Origin of the sequence: Halioxenophilus sp. WMMB6 (assembly GCF_033283405.1) — a bacterium.
Classification (GTDB): Bacteria; Pseudomonadota; Gammaproteobacteria; order Pseudomonadales; family Cellvibrionaceae; genus Halioxenophilus.
On record NZ_JAWMQR010000001.1, the window covers coordinates 577,029 to 600,267 of the forward strand.

18 protein-coding genes are annotated in these 23,239 nt (G+C 51.3%); 13 read left to right on the forward strand and 5 right to left on the reverse strand.

Translation table 11 applies throughout. The annotated features are described in order from the left end of the window. The first annotated feature begins 131 nt into the window (after positions 1-131). From SBL51_RS02485 to SBL51_RS02505, 5 genes are all read left to right on the forward strand, one after another. Positions 132-566, forward strand: coding sequence for a PaaI family thioesterase (locus tag SBL51_RS02485; RefSeq protein ID WP_317928911.1), 435 nt, complete (start codon positions 132-134; stop codon positions 564-566). Positions 567-933: 367 nt separating this feature from the next. Then, positions 934-2,247 (forward strand): amidohydrolase family protein, encoded by a 1,314-nt coding sequence (locus SBL51_RS02490; protein WP_317928912.1) that lies wholly within the window; start codon positions 934-936, stop codon positions 2,245-2,247. A gap of 83 nt (positions 2,248-2,330) precedes the next feature. After that, entirely contained in the window at positions 2,331-3,170 is an 840-nt protein-coding gene (locus SBL51_RS02495) for a TauD/TfdA family dioxygenase (protein WP_317928913.1), read from the forward strand. Between the two features lie 244 nt (positions 3,171-3,414). Further along, the gene (locus tag SBL51_RS02500; RefSeq protein WP_317928915.1) at positions 3,415-5,262 is read left to right on the forward strand and encodes an NAD(P)/FAD-dependent oxidoreductase; all 1,848 of its coding nucleotides are present in this window, start codon (positions 3,415-3,417) and stop codon (positions 5,260-5,262) included. An 81-nt stretch (positions 5,263-5,343) separates the two neighbouring features. Beyond that, positions 5,344-6,711: an aromatic ring-hydroxylating dioxygenase subunit alpha gene (locus SBL51_RS02505; RefSeq protein ID WP_317928916.1), complete on the forward strand. Its 1,368-nt coding sequence runs from the start codon at positions 5,344-5,346 to the stop codon at positions 6,709-6,711. Between the two features lie 452 nt (positions 6,712-7,163). On the opposite strand, the gene SBL51_RS02510 is transcribed toward SBL51_RS02505, so the two are convergent. From SBL51_RS02510 to SBL51_RS02525, 4 genes are all read right to left on the reverse strand, one after another. Further along, positions 7,164-7,952, reverse strand: a complete 789-nt coding sequence (locus SBL51_RS02510; protein ID WP_317928917.1) for an SDR family NAD(P)-dependent oxidoreductase — start codon at positions 7,950-7,952, stop codon at positions 7,164-7,166. A gap of 13 nt (positions 7,953-7,965) precedes the next feature. Continuing rightward, a complete protein-coding gene (locus SBL51_RS02515; RefSeq protein ID WP_317928919.1) occupies positions 7,966-9,672 on the reverse strand; it encodes a thiamine pyrophosphate-binding protein in 1,707 nt (568 codons plus the stop codon). 114 nt (positions 9,673-9,786) lie between these two features. Beyond that, positions 9,787-10,932 (reverse strand): hypothetical protein, encoded by a 1,146-nt coding sequence (locus SBL51_RS02520; protein ID WP_317928920.1) that lies wholly within the window; start codon positions 10,930-10,932, stop codon positions 9,787-9,789. Next, the gene (locus SBL51_RS02525; RefSeq protein ID WP_317928922.1) at positions 10,929-11,495 is read right to left on the reverse strand and encodes a hypothetical protein; all 567 of its coding nucleotides are present in this window, start codon (positions 11,493-11,495) and stop codon (positions 10,929-10,931) included. Before SBL51_RS02525 ends, SBL51_RS02520 begins: the two co-directional genes overlap by 4 nt. Positions 11,496-11,654: 159 nt before the next feature. Here SBL51_RS02525 and SBL51_RS02530 point away from each other — a divergent pair, with 159 nt between their 5' ends. The 8 genes from SBL51_RS02530 (at position 11,655) to SBL51_RS02565 (ending at position 22,268) form a co-directional block, all read left to right on the forward strand. Beyond that, complete coding sequence (locus SBL51_RS02530) at positions 11,655-12,407, forward strand: IclR family transcriptional regulator (RefSeq protein ID WP_317928924.1); 753 nt, start codon at positions 11,655-11,657, stop codon at positions 12,405-12,407. Positions 12,408-12,449: 42 nt separating this feature from the next. Next, on the forward strand, positions 12,450-13,199 hold the full coding sequence (locus SBL51_RS02535) for an IclR family transcriptional regulator (RefSeq protein WP_317928925.1): 750 nt from the start codon (positions 12,450-12,452) through the stop codon (positions 13,197-13,199). 274 nt (positions 13,200-13,473) lie between these two features. Continuing rightward, positions 13,474-14,322: a TauD/TfdA family dioxygenase gene (locus SBL51_RS02540; protein ID WP_317928927.1), complete on the forward strand. Its 849-nt coding sequence runs from the start codon at positions 13,474-13,476 to the stop codon at positions 14,320-14,322. 44 nt (positions 14,323-14,366) lie between these two features. Continuing rightward, entirely contained in the window at positions 14,367-15,125 is a 759-nt protein-coding gene (locus SBL51_RS02545) for a glucose 1-dehydrogenase (RefSeq protein WP_317928929.1), read from the forward strand. 285 nt (positions 15,126-15,410) lie between these two features. Then, positions 15,411-17,273, forward strand: a complete 1,863-nt coding sequence (locus tag SBL51_RS02550) for an NAD(P)/FAD-dependent oxidoreductase (protein WP_317928931.1) — start codon at positions 15,411-15,413, stop codon at positions 17,271-17,273. 122 nt (positions 17,274-17,395) lie between these two features. After that, on the forward strand, positions 17,396-18,802 hold the full coding sequence (locus tag SBL51_RS02555) for an aromatic ring-hydroxylating oxygenase subunit alpha (RefSeq protein ID WP_317928932.1): 1,407 nt from the start codon (positions 17,396-17,398) through the stop codon (positions 18,800-18,802). A gap of 127 nt (positions 18,803-18,929) precedes the next feature. Next, positions 18,930-20,666, forward strand: coding sequence for a thiamine pyrophosphate-binding protein (locus SBL51_RS02560; RefSeq protein WP_317928933.1), 1,737 nt, complete (start codon positions 18,930-18,932; stop codon positions 20,664-20,666). A gap of 171 nt (positions 20,667-20,837) precedes the next feature. Next, positions 20,838-22,268 (forward strand): aldehyde dehydrogenase family protein, encoded by a 1,431-nt coding sequence (locus SBL51_RS02565; RefSeq protein WP_317928934.1) that lies wholly within the window; start codon positions 20,838-20,840, stop codon positions 22,266-22,268. A 214-nt stretch (positions 22,269-22,482) separates the two neighbouring features. Here the strand turns inward: SBL51_RS02565 and SBL51_RS02570 are convergent, their stop codons facing one another. After that, the gene (locus tag SBL51_RS02570; protein WP_317928935.1) at positions 22,483-23,235 is read right to left on the reverse strand and encodes an SDR family NAD(P)-dependent oxidoreductase; all 753 of its coding nucleotides are present in this window, start codon (positions 23,233-23,235) and stop codon (positions 22,483-22,485) included. Positions 23,236-23,239: the final 4 nt, after the last annotated feature.

Consider the following 23,239-nt stretch of genomic DNA (forward strand, 5'->3'; position numbering starts at 1 on the left):
TTGGGTTGACAGCAAGCGATGTTTACCCGGCTTTCGTTATATTAACGGATCTCTAATATTTATACTTTAATGGTATGGCTGGATTGCCGCTGCACATTCGGTAATCTAGCCAGTACCTCCAGGAATTCCTTATGAGCAGTAATCAGCAAAACACCTCCGTTGACACGCCAGAGGGGTGGACCAGGCGTGAGATGAAGGGTATTCCCGCAAGCTTGGGCGCTCTTTGGACCCAAAAAGGGGAGAACGGCTGGCACTATGCCATACAGCTTGATGAGACCCATGCCAACGCTCAGGGATTCATACACGGTGGTGTCATGATGTCCTTTATCGATCACGCCTTAAGCCTATTAATCTGGGAGGCAACCGATCGCGCCATGTGTACCACGGTGCACCTGGACAGCCACTTCCTTTCCGGCGTTAAACCACCGGCATTTCTGAAATTAAATGCCGAAATAATCAAGAAAGGGCGTAACCTGGTATTCGCTCGAGGGGCATTATTGTTAGAGGATAAAACCGTAATGGAAGCTAATGGTGTGTGGAGTGTGGTACCCAGATCTCCCCAATAAGCTCAATAGTTAAGGGCCTTGGCCCGTACACCACAATATTGTCAGTCCACGTTCCCATCTCAAATAATTCATTTCTCGCACTCTTAAAAACGGCTGTCTGATACCCGACGGCCTCCCTCTTTTCAGTTATCCAACATCAGTGTTGATCAGTGATCAGGGTTGTTGATTCAGGTCAATACAACACCACTGTACACACAGCATCATTGCATCGTCGACCATTGGACTTAAGTCGTAAGGTTATCGAACCTGCATTAAGGGTGAGTGAAAACCGACGACGCGCTATAACCTAGGCGAACCTGAGTACGCATATGCGTACACTTTTGCCAAGATAACTTTTAATAATGACAGCCGACCCGGAGGACTTCCTATGAAAATGGAAGATATGGTTATTATCAGCGTTGATGATCACATCAGCGAGCCGCCTGATATGTTTAAAAAGCACCTGTCAGGGGATGATTTAGCAACAGCGCCCACTTTCGTACAGAAAAATGGTGCTGACTACTGGACATACCAAGGTATGACCATGACCTCTGTGGGGTTGAATGCCGTGGTAGGCCGACCAGCAGATGAGTACGGCATGGAGCCTCAATCGTTAGAGCAGGTACGAAAAGGTTGTTACGACCCCGCAGCCCGTCTGGACGATATGAATGTTAACGGTATCGCCGGTTCACTCAATTTTGGCAGCATGGGTGGTTTCGATGGCAGCCGTTGCTTCCATAAGGCGCCCGACAAAGATCTCGCTGTAAAACACCTGCGCGCCTATAACGACTGGCACATTTTGGAGTGGTGTGGTTATGCCCCTGGTCGCTTTATTCCCTGTGCACTGCTGCCAACCTGGGATATGAAAGCAACCGTTGAAGAGATTGAGCGAATTGCCAAACTCGGCTGTACCGGAGTTACCTTAAGCGAAAACCCAACCAAGATTGGTCTGCCCAGTATTCATAACGCCTATTGGGAGCCGATGTGGAAAGCGTTGGTAGAAAACGACATCACCATTAACCTGCATATTGGTTCTGGTAATGCTGCACCACACGCCTCCATGGAAACGCCAATTGAAGCGTGGATCACCACCATGCCGATGTCGATTAACGTTGGTGCAGCCGATTGGTTAAACCTCGAAGCCTTAAAACGTTACAGCGACATGAAGATCATTCTCTCTGAGAGTGGTATCGGTTGGGTTCCATACTTCCTGGAGCGAGCTGACTTCAGCCATTCCCGTCACCATGCTTGGACCAACTCCGACTTCGGCGGCAAGAAACCATCCGATATTTTCCGCAAGCATTTTATGACCTGTTTTATTGATGATGCCTTCGGATTGAAAAATCTCGAGGACTGTGGCGAAGATATGGTTGCTTACGAGTGCGATTACCCACACTCCGATGCCCTGTGGCCAGAAGTGCCCGAATTTTTGTGGAAGAGCGTGCAACATTTGACTGACGAGCAGATTGATAAAATTACTCACAAAAATGCGATGCGCATGCTGCGTTTTGACCCCTTCAAACACCACGCTCGCGAAGAGTTAACCGTTGGCGCCTTGCGTGCGAAAGCAGCTGCTGATGGTGTTGATACCACACCGTTGTCGTCCGGTGGAGCAGCGCCACTGGCAGAGGGTGAATCCAAACGTACCGTCACCTCCGGTGACATCATGAAGATGTTTGAAAAACAGGCCAACGTAGCTTAGAAAGTCAATTACTCGTGCGTAAAAAACCGGGCGCCAAATGGCTCCGGTTTCGAATAATAAGGTTAGGCACAGGAGCAAAGATTATGAATACTGCAACCGCAACTTTAGAAAAATTGGAAGCCGAAGACATCAGACCACTAATCGGTAGTCGCGTTCATTTGAGCAAAGCGGCACTGTTAAGTGGTGAACATGCCAGTGACCTCAAGGATCTTCTGGAACAGCGCGGCGTTCTGGTTTTACCTAAAATTAATTTTACAGACGACGAACAGGTTCAATTCACAGAAACCCTAGGTGAGTTTTTACCAGAAATTCAAGGGCAAAAAGTATACAACATATCACTCGATTTAGAGAAAAATCCAAACAGAGACTATCTGAAAGGTTCTTTATATTGGCATATTGATGGCACTATGAACAAAGTGCCCATTGGCGCCGCCATTTTGTCAAGTAAAGTGCTGCCAACCTGGGGTGGCAACACAGAGTTTTGTAACACCTACGCAGCCTACGACGCACTTACCGATGAGCGTAAAGCGGAAATCGCCAATATGCGCGTAACTCACTCTATGTGGAATACACAACTGTATCACACACCGGAGCCGACATTGGCTGAGCTGGAAATTTGGCAATCGATGGGCGAGATCGAATTACCATTGGTGTGGACACATAAATCAGGCCGTAAATCCTTGGTGCTCGGCAACACCGCTCAGGATGTGATTGGCAAATCCCGGGCGGAGAGTGCAAAAATACTGCACGGTTTACGTGAATGGGCGACACGTCCGCAATTTGTTTACAGTCACGAGTGGTCTGTTGGTGATACCGTTATTTGGGACAATACCGGCACCATGCACCGGGCAATGCCGTACGATCCCGATTGTGGTCGACTTTTACATCGCACCAAAACAGCCGGTGAAGAGCCGATTGTTTAATTTAATATTTAGTATCGACAGGCACCCATCGGGTGCCTTTTTTTTGCTTGGACAAAATACATATTTAAACGCAACCACTGTTTTAAATTACTTTTTAAAACAGCTAATGGCCAACAAAATTTTGATAGAGATCAACAGTAAAAGGTAGGGGTCGAGTAGAGTAACAACATCAATCAACAGTGTTGTTCACTAGAACATTACTCAATAAAACCCCGGGCGCAAGACCCAATGGAGGCTAACAATAATGACTCTATATGACGTTGATTTACCAAAGGCCGAAGAGATCGATATTCCCGCGTTAAAAGAAAAATACAAACAAGAACGCGATCGCCGTATGCGTAACGAAGGTCAAAATCAATACATTAAACCTACCGAAGATTTTGAGTATGTGTACGAGGGCGATCCCTACACACCTGTTACCCCTCGGGAGCCTATTGCCAAAGAATTCGAAGTTGTAATTCTGGGGGGCGGATTTTCCGGCATTATGGCCGGCGTTCAATTGCGCAAGGCGGGTATCGATAACTTCTGCAATATCGACCACGCCGGAGATTTTGGCGGTGTTTGGTACTGGAACCGTTACCCTGGGTTGCAATGCGACAACGATGCTTACTGTTACTTCCCCTTGCTGGAAGAGATGGATTACATGCCCACCAAGAAATTTACAGAAGGGTATGAGATTTTAGAGTACGCGCAGAGCATCTGCCGTAAGTATGGCTTGTACGATAATGCTCTCTTCCACACTCTGGTTAATCGTGTTAACTGGGACGAAGAGGGCAAGTGCTGGCACGTCCGCACAAAACAAGGTGACGATATTCGAGGCCGACATCTGATTGTTGCCAATGGTCTTTTAAATATTCCGAAATTACCCGGGATACCAGGTATCAGCCAATTTAAAGGCCACATGTTCCATACCGCCCGCTGGGATTACGACTACACCGGTGGTAGTCAACGGGCGCCAATGTTGGATAAATTGGCCAACAAAAAAGTGGCCATTGTCGGCACCGGCGCAACTGCCATTCAGCTAGTACCCTACCTGGGTAAATACGCTGAACAGTTTTATGTCCTGCAACGTACGCCTTCCTGCGTAGACACCCGCCGCAACTCAGAGACAGACCCGGAGTGGGTAAAATCTTTGCAGCCGGGTTGGCAAGAGGAACGTCGAGCCAATTTCCACCGGGGCGCCAACGAACGTTACCAGGCCAATGAACCCGATATGATTGTCGATATCTGGACGGAAGTTAACCGCCGCTTAACCGACGAGTTCAACAGCGAAGATCACTACCCGGATATGGCAGAGTATGCAGACCGTCGTGACGTGATGGATTTCCGAGTAATGGAAAGGCTGCGTCGTCGTGTGGATGCCATTGTTAAAGATAAAGCAACCGCTGAATTGCTGAAGCCATACTATCGCTACCAGTGCAAACGCCCAACCTCTAACGATAACTATTACGAAACCTTTAATCGTCCTAACGTTCATCTTGTCGATGTATCAGAGAGCCAGGGTGTTGAGCGTTTAACTGAAAACGGTTTTGTAGCCAATGGTAAAGAATATGAAGTTGACTGCATGATTTTTGCCAGTGGTTACGAGGTAACCAGTGACCTGGATCGCCGTTGGGGTTTTGAGGAGTTTACCGGCCGTGATGGCTTATCCATGTATGACAACTGGGCCGGTGGTTATAAAACCATGCACGGTGTCATGACCCATGGCTTCCCCAATATGTACATCGTTGGTTTAAACCAGGGCGGACTAAACTCTACCCTCACTAAAAACTTCGAAGAGCAGTCCAAACACATTAGTTACATCATTAAAGAGGTAAAACGCAGGGGCGCTTCCGTAGCTGAAGTTACAAAAGAGGCTCAGGATGCCTACATTCAGCATTTGCGTGAAACAGAAATGGATAGAACCGAGTGGATTCGGGAGTGTACCCCCAGTTATTTCAACAACGAAGGCAAGCCCGATGTCGATGAAAACGGCAACGAAAAATACCGATTCTATCTGGGTGAAGTGTATGGCCCTGGCTGGGATGCCTTTATGAAATTGTTGGAAGACTGGCGCACCAACGGTGAACTAAGTGGTTTGGAGTTGGATTAATCGTACCCGAGGGAGGGTGCACTATCATCCTCCCAATCACAAACTTTCCATTGCTTAAAAAAGCTGGACTCGGAGGATAATATGAATAATCGGGTCAATATTGAAGAGTTATCAGAACCGCTGACGTTCCCAACGGACGCCTACGTTTCAAAAGAGTATGCCGAAGCCGAAGCCGACAAACTGTGGGCGAAGGTGTGGCAACATGCGGGCAGGGTAGAGGAGATCCCCAATGTGGGTGACTATATCACCTATGAAATCTGCCACGACTCAATCATTATCACCCGCACCGGGCCGGATACCATAAAGGCTTATCATAATGTCTGTCCGCATCGCGGCCGTCGTTTGGTATCAACGCCCAAAGGAAGTAATGGTGTCTCCGGTAATACCCAGGTATTTACCTGCAGCTATCACGGCTGGGCATTTAATGGTGATGGTGAAAACACCTACATTCTGGATAAAAAGGATTGGCAGGATAAACTCACTCATGCACGCACCTGTTTGACCGAGGTAAAAGTGGATACCTGGGGTGGCTGGTTGTGGATCAATATGGACCCAGACTGTGTTCCTCTGCGCGAGTATCTGGAACCTGCGGCCTCTATGCTCGATCCATTTAAATTCGAGCAGATGCGTTATCGCTTTCGCCAATATGTTGTCTTTGACTGCAACTGGAAAGTAGCCTTGGAAGCCTTTATGGAGCCTTACCATGTTGCCGCTACCCATCCGCAATTAACCAAATACGGTGATTTTTACGCCTGGAGTAAGGCACAAGGTCTGCACGGTAATGATGGGTACGATACCCCCGACCACAGCACCGACGACAGCGCGGCCACGACCACAGTTCATCGAACCGGTAAAGGACACGACGCCCGTAAGATGATGGGTGAAATGCAGAAAGAGTTTTGGGAAACTGTCGGCGCAAGCACCACCCAGGTACTGGTCGATGCTGCCTTGCGTTTGGTGGATGAGCTGCCCGAAGGGACACCGGCGAACGAGGTGCACGAACACTGGCTAAACTCTTGTAAGGCTGATTATGCGGCTATGGGTATTGAGTGGCCGGAAATAAGTGACGATGAGATGGCAAAAGCGGGACTGGCGTGGCATGTATTCCCCAATATGGGGATTTTGCAAGGGCCAACCTTTGCACTCTGTTATCGCACACGCCCTTTTGGCACCGACCCCGATAAGTGTATTTATGAAGCCATAGCCATTGAGCGCTACCCGGAAGGTGAACAGCCTAACACCGAATGGGTGTTTGCCGACCCCACTGAAGAGAATTGGCGAATGGTGATCGCTCAGGACTTTTCCAATATGGAACAGGTTCAGCTGGGGTTAAAGTCGCGGGGTTTCCGCGGCAATTTGCCCAACCCTCACCAAGAGCGCAAGGTTACTAACCTACACCGTAATTTGGCGAAATATATGGGGGTAGGGGAGCCCAAACCACTTAACTAGTTGTTGTATCGTTTTATTCGGCGTTGAAGGGCTGCCTCGAACTAATTTGGGGCTCCCTTCCTTTTTAATTTAAACGTGCTTTACGGCATTCCTTGCGAAAAAATACTCTCTCACTATATCGCCACGCGCGTCTCGATATAGCACAGCAATAACACCCTTTTTAGCTTTCCTAAGTTGCCAACCTGGTTTCTGTCCAAACTGTTTGAGCCCATTGATAGCAGTTTCGCTTTTCCAACGCTGGCGCCTGGGGGCTCTTAAGCTGTGGCAATTGGTGTTTGGTAGAAGGAAAAAGCGCGTTATCCACTGCCTGTTGCACTACGCCAATAACACCGTTGATCACAGTGTCAGAGATTTTGAAAGCGGATATATAAATTCGACTACACTATGCTTCTGGATGCTTTATTTCGCCAGGATGCTCAACCCTATACCGGTTTAATTACCTGCCCAGGCGATTAACCGCTAATACTGACATTCAAGCCCAGGTTCATTAGCCCGCATACGGGGTAATTCTGGCCAGTGATAAATTTGGCATCCTCAGAGGCAAGGAAGGTAACCAGTTTCGCGATGTCGTCTGGGTCACCAAATTCGCTGTAGCCCGTCGAATCAATCAATGCCTGTACCGCCAGATTTTTGCGCATTTCCGGCGGTATGCTTCGCCCAGCTTCACTTTTTATCGGCCCGGGTGAAACACAGTTGACCCTTACCCCCTGCTTTACCGACTCTTTTGCCAGCGCCTTGGAAAAAGCAATCACCGCACCTTTAGCCGCAGAATAGTCAGCTTGGCTTGGAAGACCAATCATCCCCGCTACTGAGCCAATATTGATTATCGAGCCGGCCCCCTGTTCGAGCATGCCATTAATCACAGCTCGGCAGGTATGAAAAACACCTATTAAATTGGTGCCAATGACTTCGTTCCAGGTATCGGGCTCTGAATCGCAAAAAAGGCTCATTTTTCCGCGAGCACTGCCGCCGGCGTTATTGACCAGAATGTCGATTCTACCAAAGCTGGAGACTATGGTTTCAACAGCCTGTTGCACGCTGAAATAATTAGAGACATCCACTTGCAAAGCCAGGCAACGTCGCCCCAGCGCTTCAACCTCTTGCGCTACTTTTTTTGCTGGCGCCAGTGTGCGGGCAGCGATAACAATATCAGCACCCGCTTCAGCCAGTGCCAAACTGATACTGCGACCAATACCACGTCCGCCACCGGTTATCACCGCCACTCTGTTTTCTAATTTCATGCGCCGCCAATCCTCAATAGAAAAAGTCGTTATACCAAGTGGAGTACTCTTCATGGCCAGGAACATCACGGGCATTGGCGGTGCCATCGATGGGGATTTGCACCACGGCAGGTTTGCCACTGGCCAGTGCGCGCTCAACGGCCGGGCCAATCTCCTCTTCCCGCTCAACATATTCGCCATGGGCGCCATAGCCTTCGGCTATTTTATCCAGCCGCAGTTGGCTACCCCAGTGTGCTTCTGTTTCCGGTGTGTCGGGCCCCAGCATGCCACGATAGCCGCGTACCTCAACCCCCCAGGCATAGTCACAAGCAACAATGCACACCACTGGCAGTTTTTTGCGCACAGCAGTTTCCAATTCGGAGGTATGGAAGAGAAAAGCGGAATCACCGGAAACCAACACCACGCGACGATCTTTCCCTACCGCCATCTGCGCGCCGATGGCATAGGGTAACCCCGTGCCTAAATGGCCAAAATTCTGATTCCAAACGCTATCCCAGGGTCTGTTCTGGGCGTAGGTCCAGGTGTAAATGCTGGTGGCTCCGCCATCGCGGACAAACACAGTTTCAGGGGTAAGGGCCTTGGTGGCCTCTATCATCAGGCGGCCGGGGTGTATTGGGGTAACTGCGCTAGGTGCTTTGGCAAGGTAGGACTCTCTGTTGTCCGCGTGTTCATTGATAAGCGCCTTTACATATTCGGGTAACTCACGCTTATCATTGGCCAATGCCGCATTCAGCTGCGGCACCACATCTCTTAGGTCGCCCAACAGGGCGACGTCTATGTGGCGGTTGACACCGAAGGCGTCCGGGTCGCGTTCGATATAGATCCACTTTCGATTTTCATCTCGCTCCGCCCAATGGCCACCCGTACCGTGGTGTACCGGCTCGCCAATCTCAGTGCCGATGGCGACAACCAGGTCTGACTCAGAGACTGCCCGAGCACCGGCAGGCGAGAACCCGCAGGGGAAGGTCCGCTCTTCTGAACCTGGCAGGTAGGAGCTGATGGGGTAGGTGTGTATCACCGGGCACTGCAAAGTATTGGCTAGATCGGCTAAGGCAACATGAGCCCTGGCAGTAAAGGCGCCTTGGCCGATCAACAGAATGGGCCGCTCTGCCTGGCGAATAAGATCCGCCGCCTGATCAATAGCGGTTTGTGCCGCTGGTTGATGTAATAATCGGTAGCTGGCAGGTAGGGCAACCGGCTGTGGGTTAATATCCGCCTGCATAGTATTCATCGGCACTTCAATATAGACCGGCCCTGGTTTACCAGAGAGCGCCTGACGAAAAGCCTCCTGGATAATTTCATCGGTCTGCTCAGGGTACTCAATTACCGCCACATATTTAACCGCCTCTTCAAAATAGCGGTACTGTGGAGTGTATTGAATACGCCCGCGTTTAACCCGACGAGCGGCGATTTGTGCCCGTTGACCACCAATAAATATTACCGGGGCATTCTCTTTTGCTGCATTGATAGCGGCGGGGACAAGATTGGCCACACCGGGCCCCTGGTTACCAACCACCACACCGGGGATGCCGGTCATACGCCACATAGCCTCCGCCATAAAGGCCCCGGCCTCTTCGTGGTGGGGAGCCACTACCTGCCAGCCGCGCCGCTCAGCGGTGACAAACATATGGAAAAAGCTGGGGTCGGGAATACCAAACAGCGTTTTTACGCCTTCAGCTTCCATCAACTCGAGCAGGCGTTCATAAATTTTTATTGCCATAGCAGGTCGTTTTTTCTTCTTAAGTGGGAGACCGTATCGTGGTTAATAATCAAGAGTTAGGCGGGCTTGTTTCTAACAAACCCGCGCATCACTCGAAAAATTAATAACGAAGGATTAAATGGAATCCGGTCCAGGCATAATTTTCCGGGTTTGCGTAATGCAGGAGCCAAAACTGTGGAAGCCGGTGGCATGCAAGCCGCCAGTACCACCACAACAAACAACCAGAACATCTTTCGGTTCAACAGCGACATAGACCCGGCCGTTGATAACGCGATCTTGCGCCTCTAATTGTTGGCGATGATTGGTTGTTAAATAGTCGGCATCGATACTGGCGTGGCGCCAGATCAGCTCCTGAATATCCTCCAGGTTGGGAATGTCGCGATGAAGAATTTCCGCCCACACCGGATTAATCGCCACCATCATTTCGGCATAGGGCATGGCTGGCGAAAATCCATTAGCTCCGGGGTAGGCGAGCGATTTTCCAATCATCTCTACAAAGTCCTGCCCCTTTTGTGAGGTGGTATCAATAATATTTTGTGTGCCCATGGTGCCGTATACCGAGACCGCATCACCTTTAATTCCGCGACGCTCGGCAAACGGCGCCCAGGGTGACCGCTCTTCCCATTCACCAAACAGAATTCCAGGAATACGGCCCGGGCTGCCAAAGGTGGTTTGGCAGGTAACCCCAACCTCCTGGCCGGCTATATTTTTTATAATCAGCCGAATCGCTCGTCCGATAGCGACACTGGTGGAAGCTGTCCCACCTAAACAGCCGTGTTTATAGGGGATATTCAAACGGTTGCGAATATCGCCGTTTACCAGAGTTAGTGGAATTACCGGCGCGGTGGTGGCATTAAGACCAAACAGTTCAAAGTTGGGCGCAGCCATGGCCTCCAATGCAGCAATAATTAGAGGCAAGCCTTCCGCGGGAGCACCGGCCATCACCGCATTAATTGCGATTTTCTCAACGGTGCAATCGGCATCGATTGGCGGTAACTGGCAGATCACCTCATCTGCGTAGCGGTTGTTAGCCGCCAACATGGTGCGCACACGCGTCTCTGTGGGGGGGACCAATGGCAGGCCATCGCCCCAACCTTTACTCATGGCATACTCGGTAAAAGCCATAACATCATCAATTTCGGCTTCGTGCGTCTGACTGGAGAGCCAATCGATATCACAGCCGGCTTCGCCGCAATCTCTCAAATTAACCACTTTTTCTTCTGTGGCCAGGCCACTGCCCAGTGCGATATTTCTGCTCATCCTACAGCTTCCTCTTTTGTATTAAGCGTTGCTCCCATAGTTGTCACTACACCGGCCAAGTGGTTGTAAGCAACGGGCTCAACCTCTGTACGGCTTTTTTCATTGAGCGGGTAAGGCAGAATGTGTATACGCAGGCCAGAGCGGCCACCCCTGGCTGCCAGTTGGTGGCCCAACTCTTCAAATACTTCGGTGCAGATAGCGGTGGTGGGTAGCCCTTTATCGGCCGCTGCCAGTGCATCGCGAATAGTCCAGCCGGTACAGGAGCCACAGTTGCCCAGGCCAACCACGGCGACATCAATAGAGCTTAAAAACGCCTCCAGCGCCTTGGCTACCCGCTCTCCCTCTACGCCGGTTCGGCCCTGATGGGAGCGCCAGAATTTCACCTGGGCGCCAGCCTTTTCAAATTCAGCGGCCCAAATTTCGGCAACCCAATCCCAAGCCCGCCAGATTTCATCCAGACGAAAACCCACTGTTTTGCCGGCAAGTGGGCCAGCGTCAGGGCCAGGGGTTGTGATGTCATCGGCTCTTACCGCGGTTGGATCGAGAACTAGACCTATGGTCATGGGAATCCTCCTAAGATTTGGTGGCGGGGGCGGATAGCCGGCCGCAAGCGGGTGGGAAAAATTATTGAATGAAGCGTTGTATTTATTTTTTTAGTCCAATATAGTGGACTTTATATATCAATATATTGGACATGCTAACTCTGTTGGAGATATGAATCAATGCTCGTAAAACAGATAACAAATCTCTTCTCACTAATGGAGCTGTTTATACAGAGCCAACGGCCGCTCTCAGTACGAGAGATTGTCAGTGAGCTCGGCTGGCCTCGCTCCAGTGTTTTTAATATTGTTTCCACGCTGGTTGAACTGGGTTACCTATACCAACCGGTTGCCCGTGGCGGTTATTTCCCAACCTACAAGTGGATGGAATTAGCACGTGATCTGTCCGAAGCTCAGCCACTTCCAGATACAGTGCATCAACTGTTGGAGGATTTAGCGGACGAAACAGGCGAAACCGCCTTTTTGGCGGCCGGTGAGGGCAGTAATATTGTCTTCCTGGACGTAGTGGAGTCTGCTGCTGAGATACGCTTCATCGCAAACATTGGCCAACGCTTACCAATCCATATCACTGCCGCAGGCCGGGCTATTCTTTCACAAATGCCAGAACAGGAGCGGGGGGGTCTGTTAAAGCGTATACGCTATCAGCCCTACGAAAAGGAGACGTTTTTATCACCCGAATCGGTTGAAGAGGATATTGCCAGTAATTCCATAAAGGGGTGGTATTCCAACTTGGGCAACTACGCACCGGGCGTTGCCGGCGTAGCGGTTGCCTTCCCATTTATGAACCGTCGCAATGCCATCGCTCTGGGCGGGCCGGTATCGCGTATAGAAGATAAACTCGAATCGTTAGGATCACTGCTAACCAAACGGGTGGGTGAATTTTTAAAACAACATAATCGTAAGAGTAAACGCTAATATCGCCACTCGTACGAAACACCAGATCAGGACAACCAGCATATGAACGCAAACCCTTCTATAAAAACTGTAAAATCAGCAATTCGGACCATGATGCTTTTCTCGGTTTTTGCAGAAGCGAAAAGACCTCTTACGCTCGGAGAGTTGAGCCGAAAGATGGATGCCCCCAAGAGCAGCTGCCACGAACTGGTACAGACACTCGCCCAAATGGGTTACCTGCTGCTGCTTGACGGTGGCAAAAGCTACTATCCCTCCCGCCGTTTGTGGGAGATGGCCGAGCAGATCTATCAGTTCAACCCCATTAAAGAGAAAATCCATGAGCAGCTACGTGCGCTTAGGGATCAAACCGGCGAAACCGTATTTATCGGCCGTTTACAGGGCTTGAAAGTTGTTTATGTGGAGGTGTTCGATGGCACTCACACTATTCGCTACACCGCCAATTCCGGCGATTTAAAATCAATACATGCCAGTGCGCTTGGCAAGGCCTTACTGGGCGAATTGCCGGAAAACGAAAGAAATAAACTGATTACTCAAATGAAGCTTAACCGCTTTAACGAGCACACAATCACCAAAAAATTTGAGCTAAAAGAGAACATATTGGCGTGTAAGGAAAACGGATTATATGTAACCAAAGGGGAACATCAGGCGGATGTTATGGGTCTGGCCATACCTGTTACCGTACAAAATCATCTCCTCGCCGTTGGTTTGGCCGGCCCGATTCCGCGTATTGAACATAACCTTAGGCGTTATGGGCAGGCGCTGAGCGAATTAGTGAGTGTCATTTCACGATAACATTGTTTAACTGACACAAAGAACTAAAGATCGCATATGCATACATATAAATGTGTATACGAATTTATAGGTTTATAAAATTTCATAACAGTTTGCTTTGCAAGCACTCAATGGTTTATAAAAATAATACGCACTAACCAATAACCGGTAACGTTGCACACCTACTATAAAGTTTAATTCAGTCGGCAAGTAGTTTAATTCGGTGTAGTGAGCCCATTTAAACTACTTGCCTGCTTGCACATCAGCCACCTTCCATCGGTGGCGGGAGTTCATCATGACAAATCTTCCCCTGGAACCCATAGGTTCGGATTTTGGCGCTCGAGTCAAACTAACTGCTGCAGACCTGCTACAGGAGGGTATACCAGAACAGTGCCTGGCATTACTTAACCAATATAATGTGCTGGTATTTCCAGAGATAAATGTAACTGACGAAGAACAGGTGGCCTTCAGTAACCGACTGGGCAAAATGCAGGGGTCTAAATTTAAATCCAAAGATGAGAATGCCAAGGACGACCTGGGTATCTACCCAGTAACCTTAGAGCCCAATCAAGCGCGCTTTATCGATTACGTGCTTTCCAACGAACACTGGCACATGGATGGCACCACCTATAAGGTCCCCCCTAAAGCGACCAACCTGAAGTGTGAGCATCCACCAAGTGCCGGGGGCGACACAGAATTTTGCGATCTTTTCCTGGCTTACGACCATTTATCAGAGGCAAAAAGGCAGCGGATTGAAAATTTACGGGTAATTCACAGTGCCGCCAATGCCAACCTGAAAACCTTTACCAAGCCGTCGATTTTAGATGTGGCGCGCTGGCTGAAGGATGGCCCGCCTACAGAGCAACCGCTGGTATGGGAGCAGGCCGATGGCCGCAAATCACTGGTTATTGGCTCCACGGCTGACCATATCGTCGGTATGGAACTCGAAGCCGGCAGAGCGCTCCTGCAAGAGCTGCTCGACTGGTGTACTCAACCACAGTTTTGCTACCGCCACCATTGGTCCAAGGGCGATATGGTTATCTGGAATAACCCCGGCATGTTACACCGCGCACACCACTATACCGTTGACTCCGGCCGCCTAATGCATCGCACAACAATTATGGGCACAGAGAGCACCGAATAACTCCCGTCACAACCAAATTTTTTGAGTATTAGAAGGGGATTTCCATGAATAGAATCAATAACCGTGTGGCGGTGGTTACCGGCGGAGCCGCCGGTATCGGATCCGCCGTCTGTCGTTTTCTCGCCCGAGATGGGGCCGATGTCGCCATTTGGGATTGGAATACCGATAACGCCGAGGCCGTTGCCGAAGAGATTCGTGGCTACGGCCGCCGAGCCATGATCTGTAAGGTAAACGTCGCCAACCAGGCCGATGTTCTGGCCGCCGCTAAAAAGGTGCATAACGAATTGGGGCCGGTTGGCATATTGGTGAATAACGCGGCAATTTCGCCGGAAAAGGATTTCGTCGAGATCAGCGAAGAGGATTGGGATCGTGTATTTGATATCAATCTCAAAGGGACATTCTTCTGCACCCAGGCGGTGATCAACGACATGATCGATAACCAGTGGGGCAGGGTAGTCAATATCTCCTCCTCCAGTGCCCAGTCGGGAGCACGGCGTATGGTGCACTATGCCGCCACCAAGGGAGGTGTCATCGCCTTCACTAAAGCGCTGGCCCAGGAGGTCGCCCCTTTGGGCATTACGGTCAACAACGTGCCACCCAGTACCGTCTATACGGATGGCTTGAAGTCGGTTGAAAGCCGCTTCCCTAACGGTCTGCAAGGTTATGTTGATTCCACCATACCAGTGAAGCGGGTAGGTCAGCCCGAGGATATTGCCAACGCTGTGGCCTTTTTGGCGTCAGAGGATTCGGGATTTATCACAGGAGTTACTCTAAGCGTCAATGGTGGGCGTTACATGCTCTAGCTAGCCCGCGCTTCCAACGAGTCGCCGGCCTGTACCAGGCTGGCCCGGCCCAAGGTAATTAACCACAAGCTAATATAACCTCCTCCACGCTCAATCGCCGCCGTAGAAGAGTAACTTACCGTTACAGCATAAGAATTCTAGAGAGCCGGTGGTTTTGATCTAGAGTACCGCCCGCGATAAGTAGACAACACTGTTGTTCTTCTATTAACATCACCTGTCTAACTGGTCGTAATTAGCGATTTACATAACAAAAAGACGACAGACGCCGAATACAAGAGGTTGTATATGAAGTGTAATGCCACTGATGTGCCAGCACCCCATGAGATTGATATCCCCGCCCTGAAAGCCAAATACAGTGATGAACGCGCAAAACGTGTCCGTCCTGAAGGCCAAAAGCAGTACACCAAGCTTAAAGAAGACAAGGAGTTCAACGAAGAGTACCTCCACGACCCGCACACCCCGGTAGAGGAGCGTGCCCCACTTGATGAAGAGCTGGAAGTTGCCATCCTAGGTGCGGGTTGGTCGGGTATTTTGGCGGCCTACCACCTGAAAAAGGCCGGCGTAACCGATTACCGTAATATCGACCACGCCGGTGACTGGGGTGGTGTGTGGTATTGGAACCGCTATCCCGGCATCCAATGCGACAACGACGCCTACTGTTATCTGCCGCTGTTGGAAGAGACCGGCTTTATGCCCACCAAAAAGTACTCCGATGGCTACGAAATCTACGACTACTTCAAGATCATCGAAAACAAATTCGAACTCGGAGAAAAGGCACTTTTCCACACCGTAGTGCAATCGCTGCAATGGGATGAAGCAAGCAAGCGTTGGCTTATCGGCACTAACCGTGGCGATAACATTCGCGCCCGATTTGTGATTGTCGCCAACGGATTGTTGAATATTCCTAAATTCCCCAAAGTTCCCGGTATTCACGAGTTTAAAGGCAAGATGTTCCACACTTCTCGCTGGGAGTACGACTACACCGGTGGCGAATATCGTAAGCCTGTACTCGATAAACTGGCGGATAAAGAAGTTGCCATTTTGGGTACTGGCGCTACTGCCATTCAGGCAATTCCCTACCTCGGCAAATACGCCAAGAAGGTCTACGTCCTGCAGCGTACACCTTCGGTTGTTGACCAGCGCTACAACCACCCCACTGACCAGGATTGGGCGGCCAGCTTGAAGGCAGGCTGGCAGCTAGAGCGAATTGATAACTTCCACCGCGGCGCCATGGTCGGCCGTTTCAACCCCGGTGAGGAAGATCAGGTGTGTGACTTCTGGACCGAAATCACCCGCAATATGTCGGCCGACCTCAGGAAAGAGGGCACCGATGAAACTGTCGACATCATGGAGTACTACGCCCGCCGCGAGACCATGGATTATCAGGTGATGGAGCGCATGCGCGATCGTGTCGATAGCCTGGTGGAAGACAAAGAGACCGCGGAAGCCCTGAAAGTTTGGTACCGCTTCCTCTGTAAGCGCCCGCTCTCCAACGATGATTATTACGATACCTTCAACCTGCCAAACGTTGAGTTGGTAGATGTCTCTGACAGCCAAGGCCTGGAGTGCATGACCGAAAACGGCTTCAAAGCCAACGGCAAAGAGTACAAGATCGACTGCATGATCTTCGCCAGCGGCTTTGAGGTAACCAGTGACCTGGATCGCCGCTGGGGTATTGATACCTATACTGGTCGTGATGGACTCTCTATTTACGAACATTGGAAGTACGGTTACAAAACCCTGCACGGTACCATGACCTCCAAGTTCCCCAACCAATTCTTCATCGGCTACTACCAGGGTGGTGTCAACGCGTCCACCACTCACCAGTACAGCCAGCAGGGGCTACACGCGGCCTATATCATCAAAGAGGCCATCGACAAAGGCTACCAAGCCGTTGAACCCGCTGAAGAAGCTCAGGCTGCATGGGTGCAACATATCCGGGAAACCGCGGCTAATGTTGAATCCTTTGTTGATCAATGTCCCCCCAGTTACTACAACAACGAAGGCCAGAAGGTCATCGATGAAAACGGTAACGAGGTCTATCGTAATTTCCTCGGCGAGATTTACGGCCCAGGCTGGGAAGCTTTTGAGCAGATCGTTAGTGATTGGCGCAACAAAGGCGACCTGGAAGGAATGGTTAAAGAGTAATCGTTGTCACACAACAAGGGCCGGCGTAGTGCCGGCTCATACAATAACAACCCAATAATTCCGCTAAGCGCTGCATATCCAGTAAAGGCGCAGCGACCAAGATACAAAATCGGGAGCAGACAATGAGTAGCGTACCAACAGACGACAACTACGGCCCCTTATCAGACGAAGACCTTGGCAAGCCGTTAACCTACCCCGTTGAAGCCTTTATCTCCCGGGAGTACCTGGAGAAAGAGAAAGAGCTGCTGTGGCCCAAAGTATGGCAAATGGCGGCGCGCCTGGAAGATATACCCGAAGTAGGGGACTACATCACCTACAACATCTGCGACGAGTCGATTGTTATCGTTCGCTCTGCACCCGATACCATTAAAGCCTTCTACAACGTCTGCCCGCACCGTGGCCGTCAGTTGGTGAGCACACCCGACGATCAAAACTGCGTGAAAGGTCGCAAAAAGACCTTTGTTTGTGGTTTCCACGGCTGGCAGTTCAATTTAGAAGGCGAGAATACCTTTATTCTCGATCCACAAGATTGGCAGGGTATTCTTGATAAATCCCTCACCTGTCTAACCCCGGTTGAGCATGTCGATACCTGGGGTGGTTGGATCTACGTTAATTTCAATAAAGAGGCTGAGCCACTGAGTGACTTCCTGGGTGAAGCCGGCCGCATCCTGAGCCATTTTCAGTTTGAAAAAATGCGCTACAAGTGGCGTCAGTGGGAGATCTACCCCTGTAACTGGAAGACCGCCATTGAGGCCTTTATGGAACCCTACCATGTAGCCGGTACCCACACTCAGCTGCTGAAATACGGCGAGTTCTACGCTTACAGTAAACCCTATGGTTGGCACGGCGTGAGCGGCTTTGATGAGCGTGATAGCAGCGCCAAAAACAGCCAGAGCAGTACCGTGGTGCGTACCGGCCGTAAAGACCAGGACCCGCGTATATCCACCTATGAATTAATTCGCGAAAACTACGAAACCGTAAACTACTCAGCCTCTACCGAGACCCTGGTGAACGCCGCGAAGCGTTTAGTGGATGAACTGCCGGAAGGCACGCCCCCCGGCGAGGTGATGGCCCACCTGATGAAATCAGCCAAAGCCGACGATGCCGCCCGTGGTGTGGATTGGCCGGAAATTCCACCAGAGGTGATGTCTGAAGCGGGCCTGGCGTGGAGCATGTTCCCCAACCAAACCATACTCCAGGGGCCAACCTTTGCCCTCTGTTACCGCGTACGCCCCTACGGTGACGACCCCAGCCAGTGTATTTTCGAATCCTACGCTCTAGAGCGATTCCCCGAAGGGCAGGAGCCAAAACCGGAGTGGGTGAAGGCCGAGCCTACCGCCGAGAAGTGGGGCTCCGTATTGGCTCAGGATTTCGCCAATATGGAGTTTGTGCAGAAGGGGATGAAGTCCCGTGGTTTCCGCGGCACCCTGCCCAACCCACATCAGGAACAGAAAATTACCAACTTCCACCGCCATCTCTCCACTGTGATGGAAGGTCGCGGCGCCATAAAACCGATTAAAAAAGATTAAGCTTCTCGGCGCACATTTACGCTTGAAACGATTTCTGCCACCACACTGTATGCTCGATTAAGAGCTAAGGCGAAGCGCCGGTAGCCAATAAGCCCTACCGGCAGGCTATAAATTTTGGAGATAAACTATGTCAGTACCTGTTCATGAACGCATTGTGGATCTACTGGAGGCCGAAGGCATCGACACCCTGTTCGGCATTCCCGATCCTGGTTTTATTCATATGGCTATGGTTTGTGAAAAGCGTGGCTGGAAAGTGGTGGCGCCGCACCACGAACAAAACGGGGCATTTATGGCCGATGCCTGGTCGCGTATGACCGGCAAACCGGGTGTCTGTTTTGGCACTCAAGGCCCAGGCGTTTCCAACCTGGCGACCGCTATGATCGTCGCCAAAAAAGAGGGCTCACCCACCATCTTTTTTGGCGGTAACCGCTCCCGTACTGCCAACCAGCGCGCCCGCGTAGGCCGCATTCAGTATATGAACCAAATGGACCACTTTAAGCCACTGGTTAAATACGCGGCCATTGTGGAAGAGCCTGATCAGGTGGATGAGATCGTACGCGAAGCCATTCGGCAGGTAACCACCGGCAAGCCCGGGCCCGCCTACATTGAATTACCGCTCTCGGTTATTCACGAAACCTACAACTGGCCGCCGATTCAATCCCCCGAGAAGTACCGCATGGTTGAGCAACACGCCAGCGGCCCCATGATCAACAAAGCGGTAGAGCTGATTAAAGCCGCGAAAAACCCAGTACTTCTGGTGGGTCAGGGCATGTTTACCTCCCGTTCGCACGCCTTGGTCGCGCAATTGGCTGAAAAGCTCGACTGCCCGATTCTGCAAACCTCCGGCTGCGCCATGACCATCAAAGGCCAGGAAGATCGCACCTTCGCCTACGGCTTCTCACCGGCTGGCCGAGCCGCGGCCAGTGAATCGGACCTCTGTATCGCCATTGGTACCGAGCTTGGTGAACCCGTGCACATGGGTATCGGCCGCCACTGGGAGAAGGGCGACGCACAACGTAAGTGGGTCTACCTGGATCGCGACGCCTCCGCCATGGGCGTTAACCGCCCCATCGACGCACCGCTGGTTGGTTGCATGCGCGATATCATTCCGCAATTGATCGAGGCATTGGGCGATTACCAGGGCAGCGCCAGCGAAGAGTTCAAAGGCTGGATCACTCAGCAAAAAGAGTGGAAAGCCAAACTGCTGGCTGAAGTACCCACCGGCGGTACTCCTGTGCACCCTGCGCGATTAATCGTAGAGGCTACCAAGGTAATTCCCGAAAACGCCATCTACGCGGCGGACGGCGGCTCCACCACCATCTACGGTTGGACCTATACCCAATACAAGCCTGAAGATCTGGTTTGGAACCAAAACACCGGTCATCTGGGCACAGGCTTACCCTACGCGATTGGTGCTTCACTGGCCGCCAATAACGAGCGCCCAGTGGTATTCGTCACCGGCGACTCTTCATTCATGTTTTCACTGAATGAGCTGGAAACCGCGGTACGCAAAAAGTGCCCAATCGTCACCGTCGTTGCCTGTGATTACTCTTGGGGCTTGGAAGTCGGCTGCTGGAAAAAACAGGTCGGCCCCGATTCACCCGAAACCGAGGCCCATTGGGGCAATTGGGTCCGCTTCGACAAGATCGCCGAAGGCTTTGGTGCCACCGGTTATTTTGTTGAGCGCGAAGAGGATATCGCCTCAACCGTGGCAGAAGCTATTGCCGCTGGCAAACCGGCCGTGATTCAGGTTCCCGTCGATGCCTACGCCAACGCCATGGATGCACCTAACTATGAGGAATTTAAATCCTGGTACACCGACTTTAAAGCGGGTTACGGTGCCGAAGCCGAAGACGCTTACTAGCAGACGGTTAACTTGGCAGCAACAGCCAGCTTAAAATACGCCAGTCACACGAGAGCGCTAAACTCTGTGGCTGGTGCCAAAGCGCCGCACCTGTTTGCGGCGCCCTTGCTTCCAGCCAATACTTAAATCCGGGCACGCTGCCCGTAACATAACAACAAAGGATCACGGACCATGCGCGAGTACCTTAAATTCTATATCGACGGCCAATGGGTCGACCCGGTCACGATGCAAACTACCAATACCATTAACCCAGCCACTGAAGAGGTCTCTGGCACCATCGCGTTGGGCTCCGAGGCCGATGTCGATAAAGCCGTAGCCGCGGCCCGCAAAGCGTTTGCAACCTGGTCACAAACCACCAAAGAGGAGCGTTTGGCTGTTTTAGAGCGCATTCAGGAAGAGATGGGCAAGCGCGCCGAAGATTTGGGCGCGGCAGTTACCGAAGAGATGGGTGCGCCCTCATTCCTGGCCAACGGTTTTCATATTGGCCTCGGCCAGGGCCACCTGGGCACCGCCATCGAAGTATTAAAAGGTTTCGAACCCGAAGAGCTGCGCGGCAACACCATGATTCGCCACGAACCTATCGGTGTAGTCGGCATGATTACCCCTTGGAACTGGCCGATAAACCAGGTCACCGTGAAGGTTTTCCCAGCACTGGCAGCCGGCTGCACAGTGGTACTTAAGCCATCGCAGGAAGCACATTTCTCCGCACAAATTCTGGCCGAGATTTTCGATGCCGCCGGCGTGCCAGCAGGCGTGTTTAATATGGTTCAGGGCCGTGGCTCCGTTATTGGCACCGCCCTGGCGCAACATGTCGACGTTGATATGGTTTCCATCACTGGTTCCGAATCCGCCGGCGTACAGGTGGCTATCAACGCCGCCCCTACCGTTAAGCGGGTTACCCAGGAGCTGGGTGGAAAGAGCGTCAACTTTATTCTGGACGACGAAGATCTGGCCGCTAACGTTGCCAAGGGCATCGGTGGCATGATGCTCAACTCAGGCCAAACCTGTAGTGCCACCTCCCGTATGCTGGTACCTATGTCGCGCATGGCGGAAGCCATCGCCGCGGCCAAACAGGCGGCGGAGGCCACTGTGGTTGGCGACCCAACCACCGACGTCTACATGGGCCCAGTGGTATCCAAATCTCAGTTTGAATCCATCCAGGGTTACATTAAGCAAGGTATGGAAGAGGGCGCCGAACTGGTTACCGGTGGACCCGGCCGTCCGGAAGGGTTGGAGAAAGGTTTTTATGTGAAACCTACCGTCTTTGCCAATGTTACCAACGACATGGTGATCGCCCGTGAAGAGATCTTTGGCCCGGTGCAGGTGATTATCGGCTATGACGATATTGACCACGGCATTGCCATCGCCAACGATTCTCCCTTTGGCTTGGCCGGTAACGTAGCCGGTAAAGACTTAGAAGGCTGCCGTGCGGTAGCACGTCGCATCCGTTCCGGCTGGGTATCCATCAACGATGGTTTCGACTTTATGTGTCCGTTTGGCGGTTACAAACGCAGCGGTAATGGCCGAGAGTGGGGGGCCTTTGGCTTCCACGAATATTTTGAAGTGAAGGGCATGCTCGGTTACGTGCCTGCAGAAGGTTAGTCCAACTAACGGCAATCGAAAGGGAGGCCTCGCGCCTCCCTTTTTGTTTTGGAAGTGCTCACTGTTATTGAGCGGGAATGGAATCTAGCTTTGCACTGGATAGTTTACGGTATGGGCATCAGAATAGGTTGGTGATTAAATGGTTGCTACGTGTTTAGCATTAATAGGTGCTGGGTTAGCGCTATTGCTTGTGTCTGTTGCATTCATGTAATTACTAGGCGGCGCTGGTGCCGCCATCCACCAACATATCTATCGCCGTTACATACGCGGCCATGTCGGAACAGAGAAATAGCGAGCAATTGGCGACATCGATGGGCTGGCCGAAGCGTTTTAATGTGGTGGCGTTGATTTGCATTTGGCGTATCTGTTCGGAGCCACCGGCAGACATGGGTGTTTCTATTACTCCCGGGCAGACGGTATTAGCGCGAACACCGCGCGAGCCATATTCCAAGGCGACGCTTTTGGTCATCTGGCGAATCGCGCCTTTAGTGGCCTGATAGGCAAAAGCACCAGGGCTGGCAATAACGCCGAGCATGGAGGCGATATTGACTATCGCACTGTTGCCGCTTTTAACCAATTCCGGTAGTACAGTTTTCATACCCAACCAGATGCCGGTTTGATTGGTGGCAACTACTTTTTGCCAGCCTTCCATGGTCTCTTTTTCGGCTCCGGCGGGGGAGACAATGCCAGCACTGTTTACCAAGGTTGTTACCCCGCCAAACAGCGAAACAGCTGTGTCAACCGCAGCCTGCCACTGTTCGCCACTGCTAACGTCCAGGTTGAAAAATTCCGCTTTGCCGCCGTTGCCTTTTAACTCGTCAGCAAGCGCGCGGCCAAGTTCCTGCTGAATATCACACAGTAAAATGTTAGCGCCTTGTTGGCTGAACAGACGGGCATGGGCAGCACCAATGCCGCTGGCAGCGCCCGTAATAATGGCTGTTTTTCCTGAAAGTATTTGGTTCGTCATTATC

Excerpts from the sequence above, each read along its gene's own strand:
- SBL51_RS02485 (WP_317928911.1), top strand. The coding sequence starts at position 132 with ATGAGCAGTAATCAGCAAAACACCTCCGTTGACACGCCAGAGGGGTGG.
- SBL51_RS02490 (WP_317928912.1), top strand. The coding sequence starts at position 934 with ATGAAAATGGAAGATATGGTTATTATCAGCGTTGATGATCACATCAGC.
- SBL51_RS02495 (WP_317928913.1), top strand. The coding sequence starts at position 2,331 with ATGAATACTGCAACCGCAACTTTAGAAAAATTGGAAGCCGAAGACATC.
- SBL51_RS02500 (WP_317928915.1), top strand. The coding sequence starts at position 3,415 with ATGACTCTATATGACGTTGATTTACCAAAGGCCGAAGAGATCGATATT.
- SBL51_RS02505 (WP_317928916.1), top strand. The coding sequence starts at position 5,344 with ATGAATAATCGGGTCAATATTGAAGAGTTATCAGAACCGCTGACGTTC.
- SBL51_RS02510 (WP_317928917.1), bottom strand. The coding sequence starts at position 7,952 with ATGAAATTAGAAAACAGAGTGGCGGTGATAACCGGTGGCGGACGTGGT.
- SBL51_RS02515 (WP_317928919.1), bottom strand. The coding sequence starts at position 9,672 with ATGGCAATAAAAATTTATGAACGCCTGCTCGAGTTGATGGAAGCTGAA.
- SBL51_RS02520 (WP_317928920.1), bottom strand. The coding sequence starts at position 10,932 with ATGAGCAGAAATATCGCACTGGGCAGTGGCCTGGCCACAGAAGAAAAA.
- SBL51_RS02525 (WP_317928922.1), bottom strand. The coding sequence starts at position 11,495 with ATGACCATAGGTCTAGTTCTCGATCCAACCGCGGTAAGAGCCGATGAC.
- SBL51_RS02530 (WP_317928924.1), top strand. The coding sequence starts at position 11,655 with ATGCTCGTAAAACAGATAACAAATCTCTTCTCACTAATGGAGCTGTTT.
- SBL51_RS02535 (WP_317928925.1), top strand. The coding sequence starts at position 12,450 with ATGAACGCAAACCCTTCTATAAAAACTGTAAAATCAGCAATTCGGACC.
- SBL51_RS02540 (WP_317928927.1), top strand. The coding sequence starts at position 13,474 with ATGACAAATCTTCCCCTGGAACCCATAGGTTCGGATTTTGGCGCTCGA.
- SBL51_RS02545 (WP_317928929.1), top strand. The coding sequence starts at position 14,367 with ATGAATAGAATCAATAACCGTGTGGCGGTGGTTACCGGCGGAGCCGCC.
- SBL51_RS02550 (WP_317928931.1), top strand. The coding sequence starts at position 15,411 with ATGAAGTGTAATGCCACTGATGTGCCAGCACCCCATGAGATTGATATC.
- SBL51_RS02555 (WP_317928932.1), top strand. The coding sequence starts at position 17,396 with ATGAGTAGCGTACCAACAGACGACAACTACGGCCCCTTATCAGACGAA.
- SBL51_RS02560 (WP_317928933.1), top strand. The coding sequence starts at position 18,930 with ATGTCAGTACCTGTTCATGAACGCATTGTGGATCTACTGGAGGCCGAA.
- SBL51_RS02565 (WP_317928934.1), top strand. The coding sequence starts at position 20,838 with ATGCGCGAGTACCTTAAATTCTATATCGACGGCCAATGGGTCGACCCG.
- SBL51_RS02570 (WP_317928935.1), bottom strand. The coding sequence starts at position 23,235 with ATGACGAACCAAATACTTTCAGGAAAAACAGCCATTATTACGGGCGCT.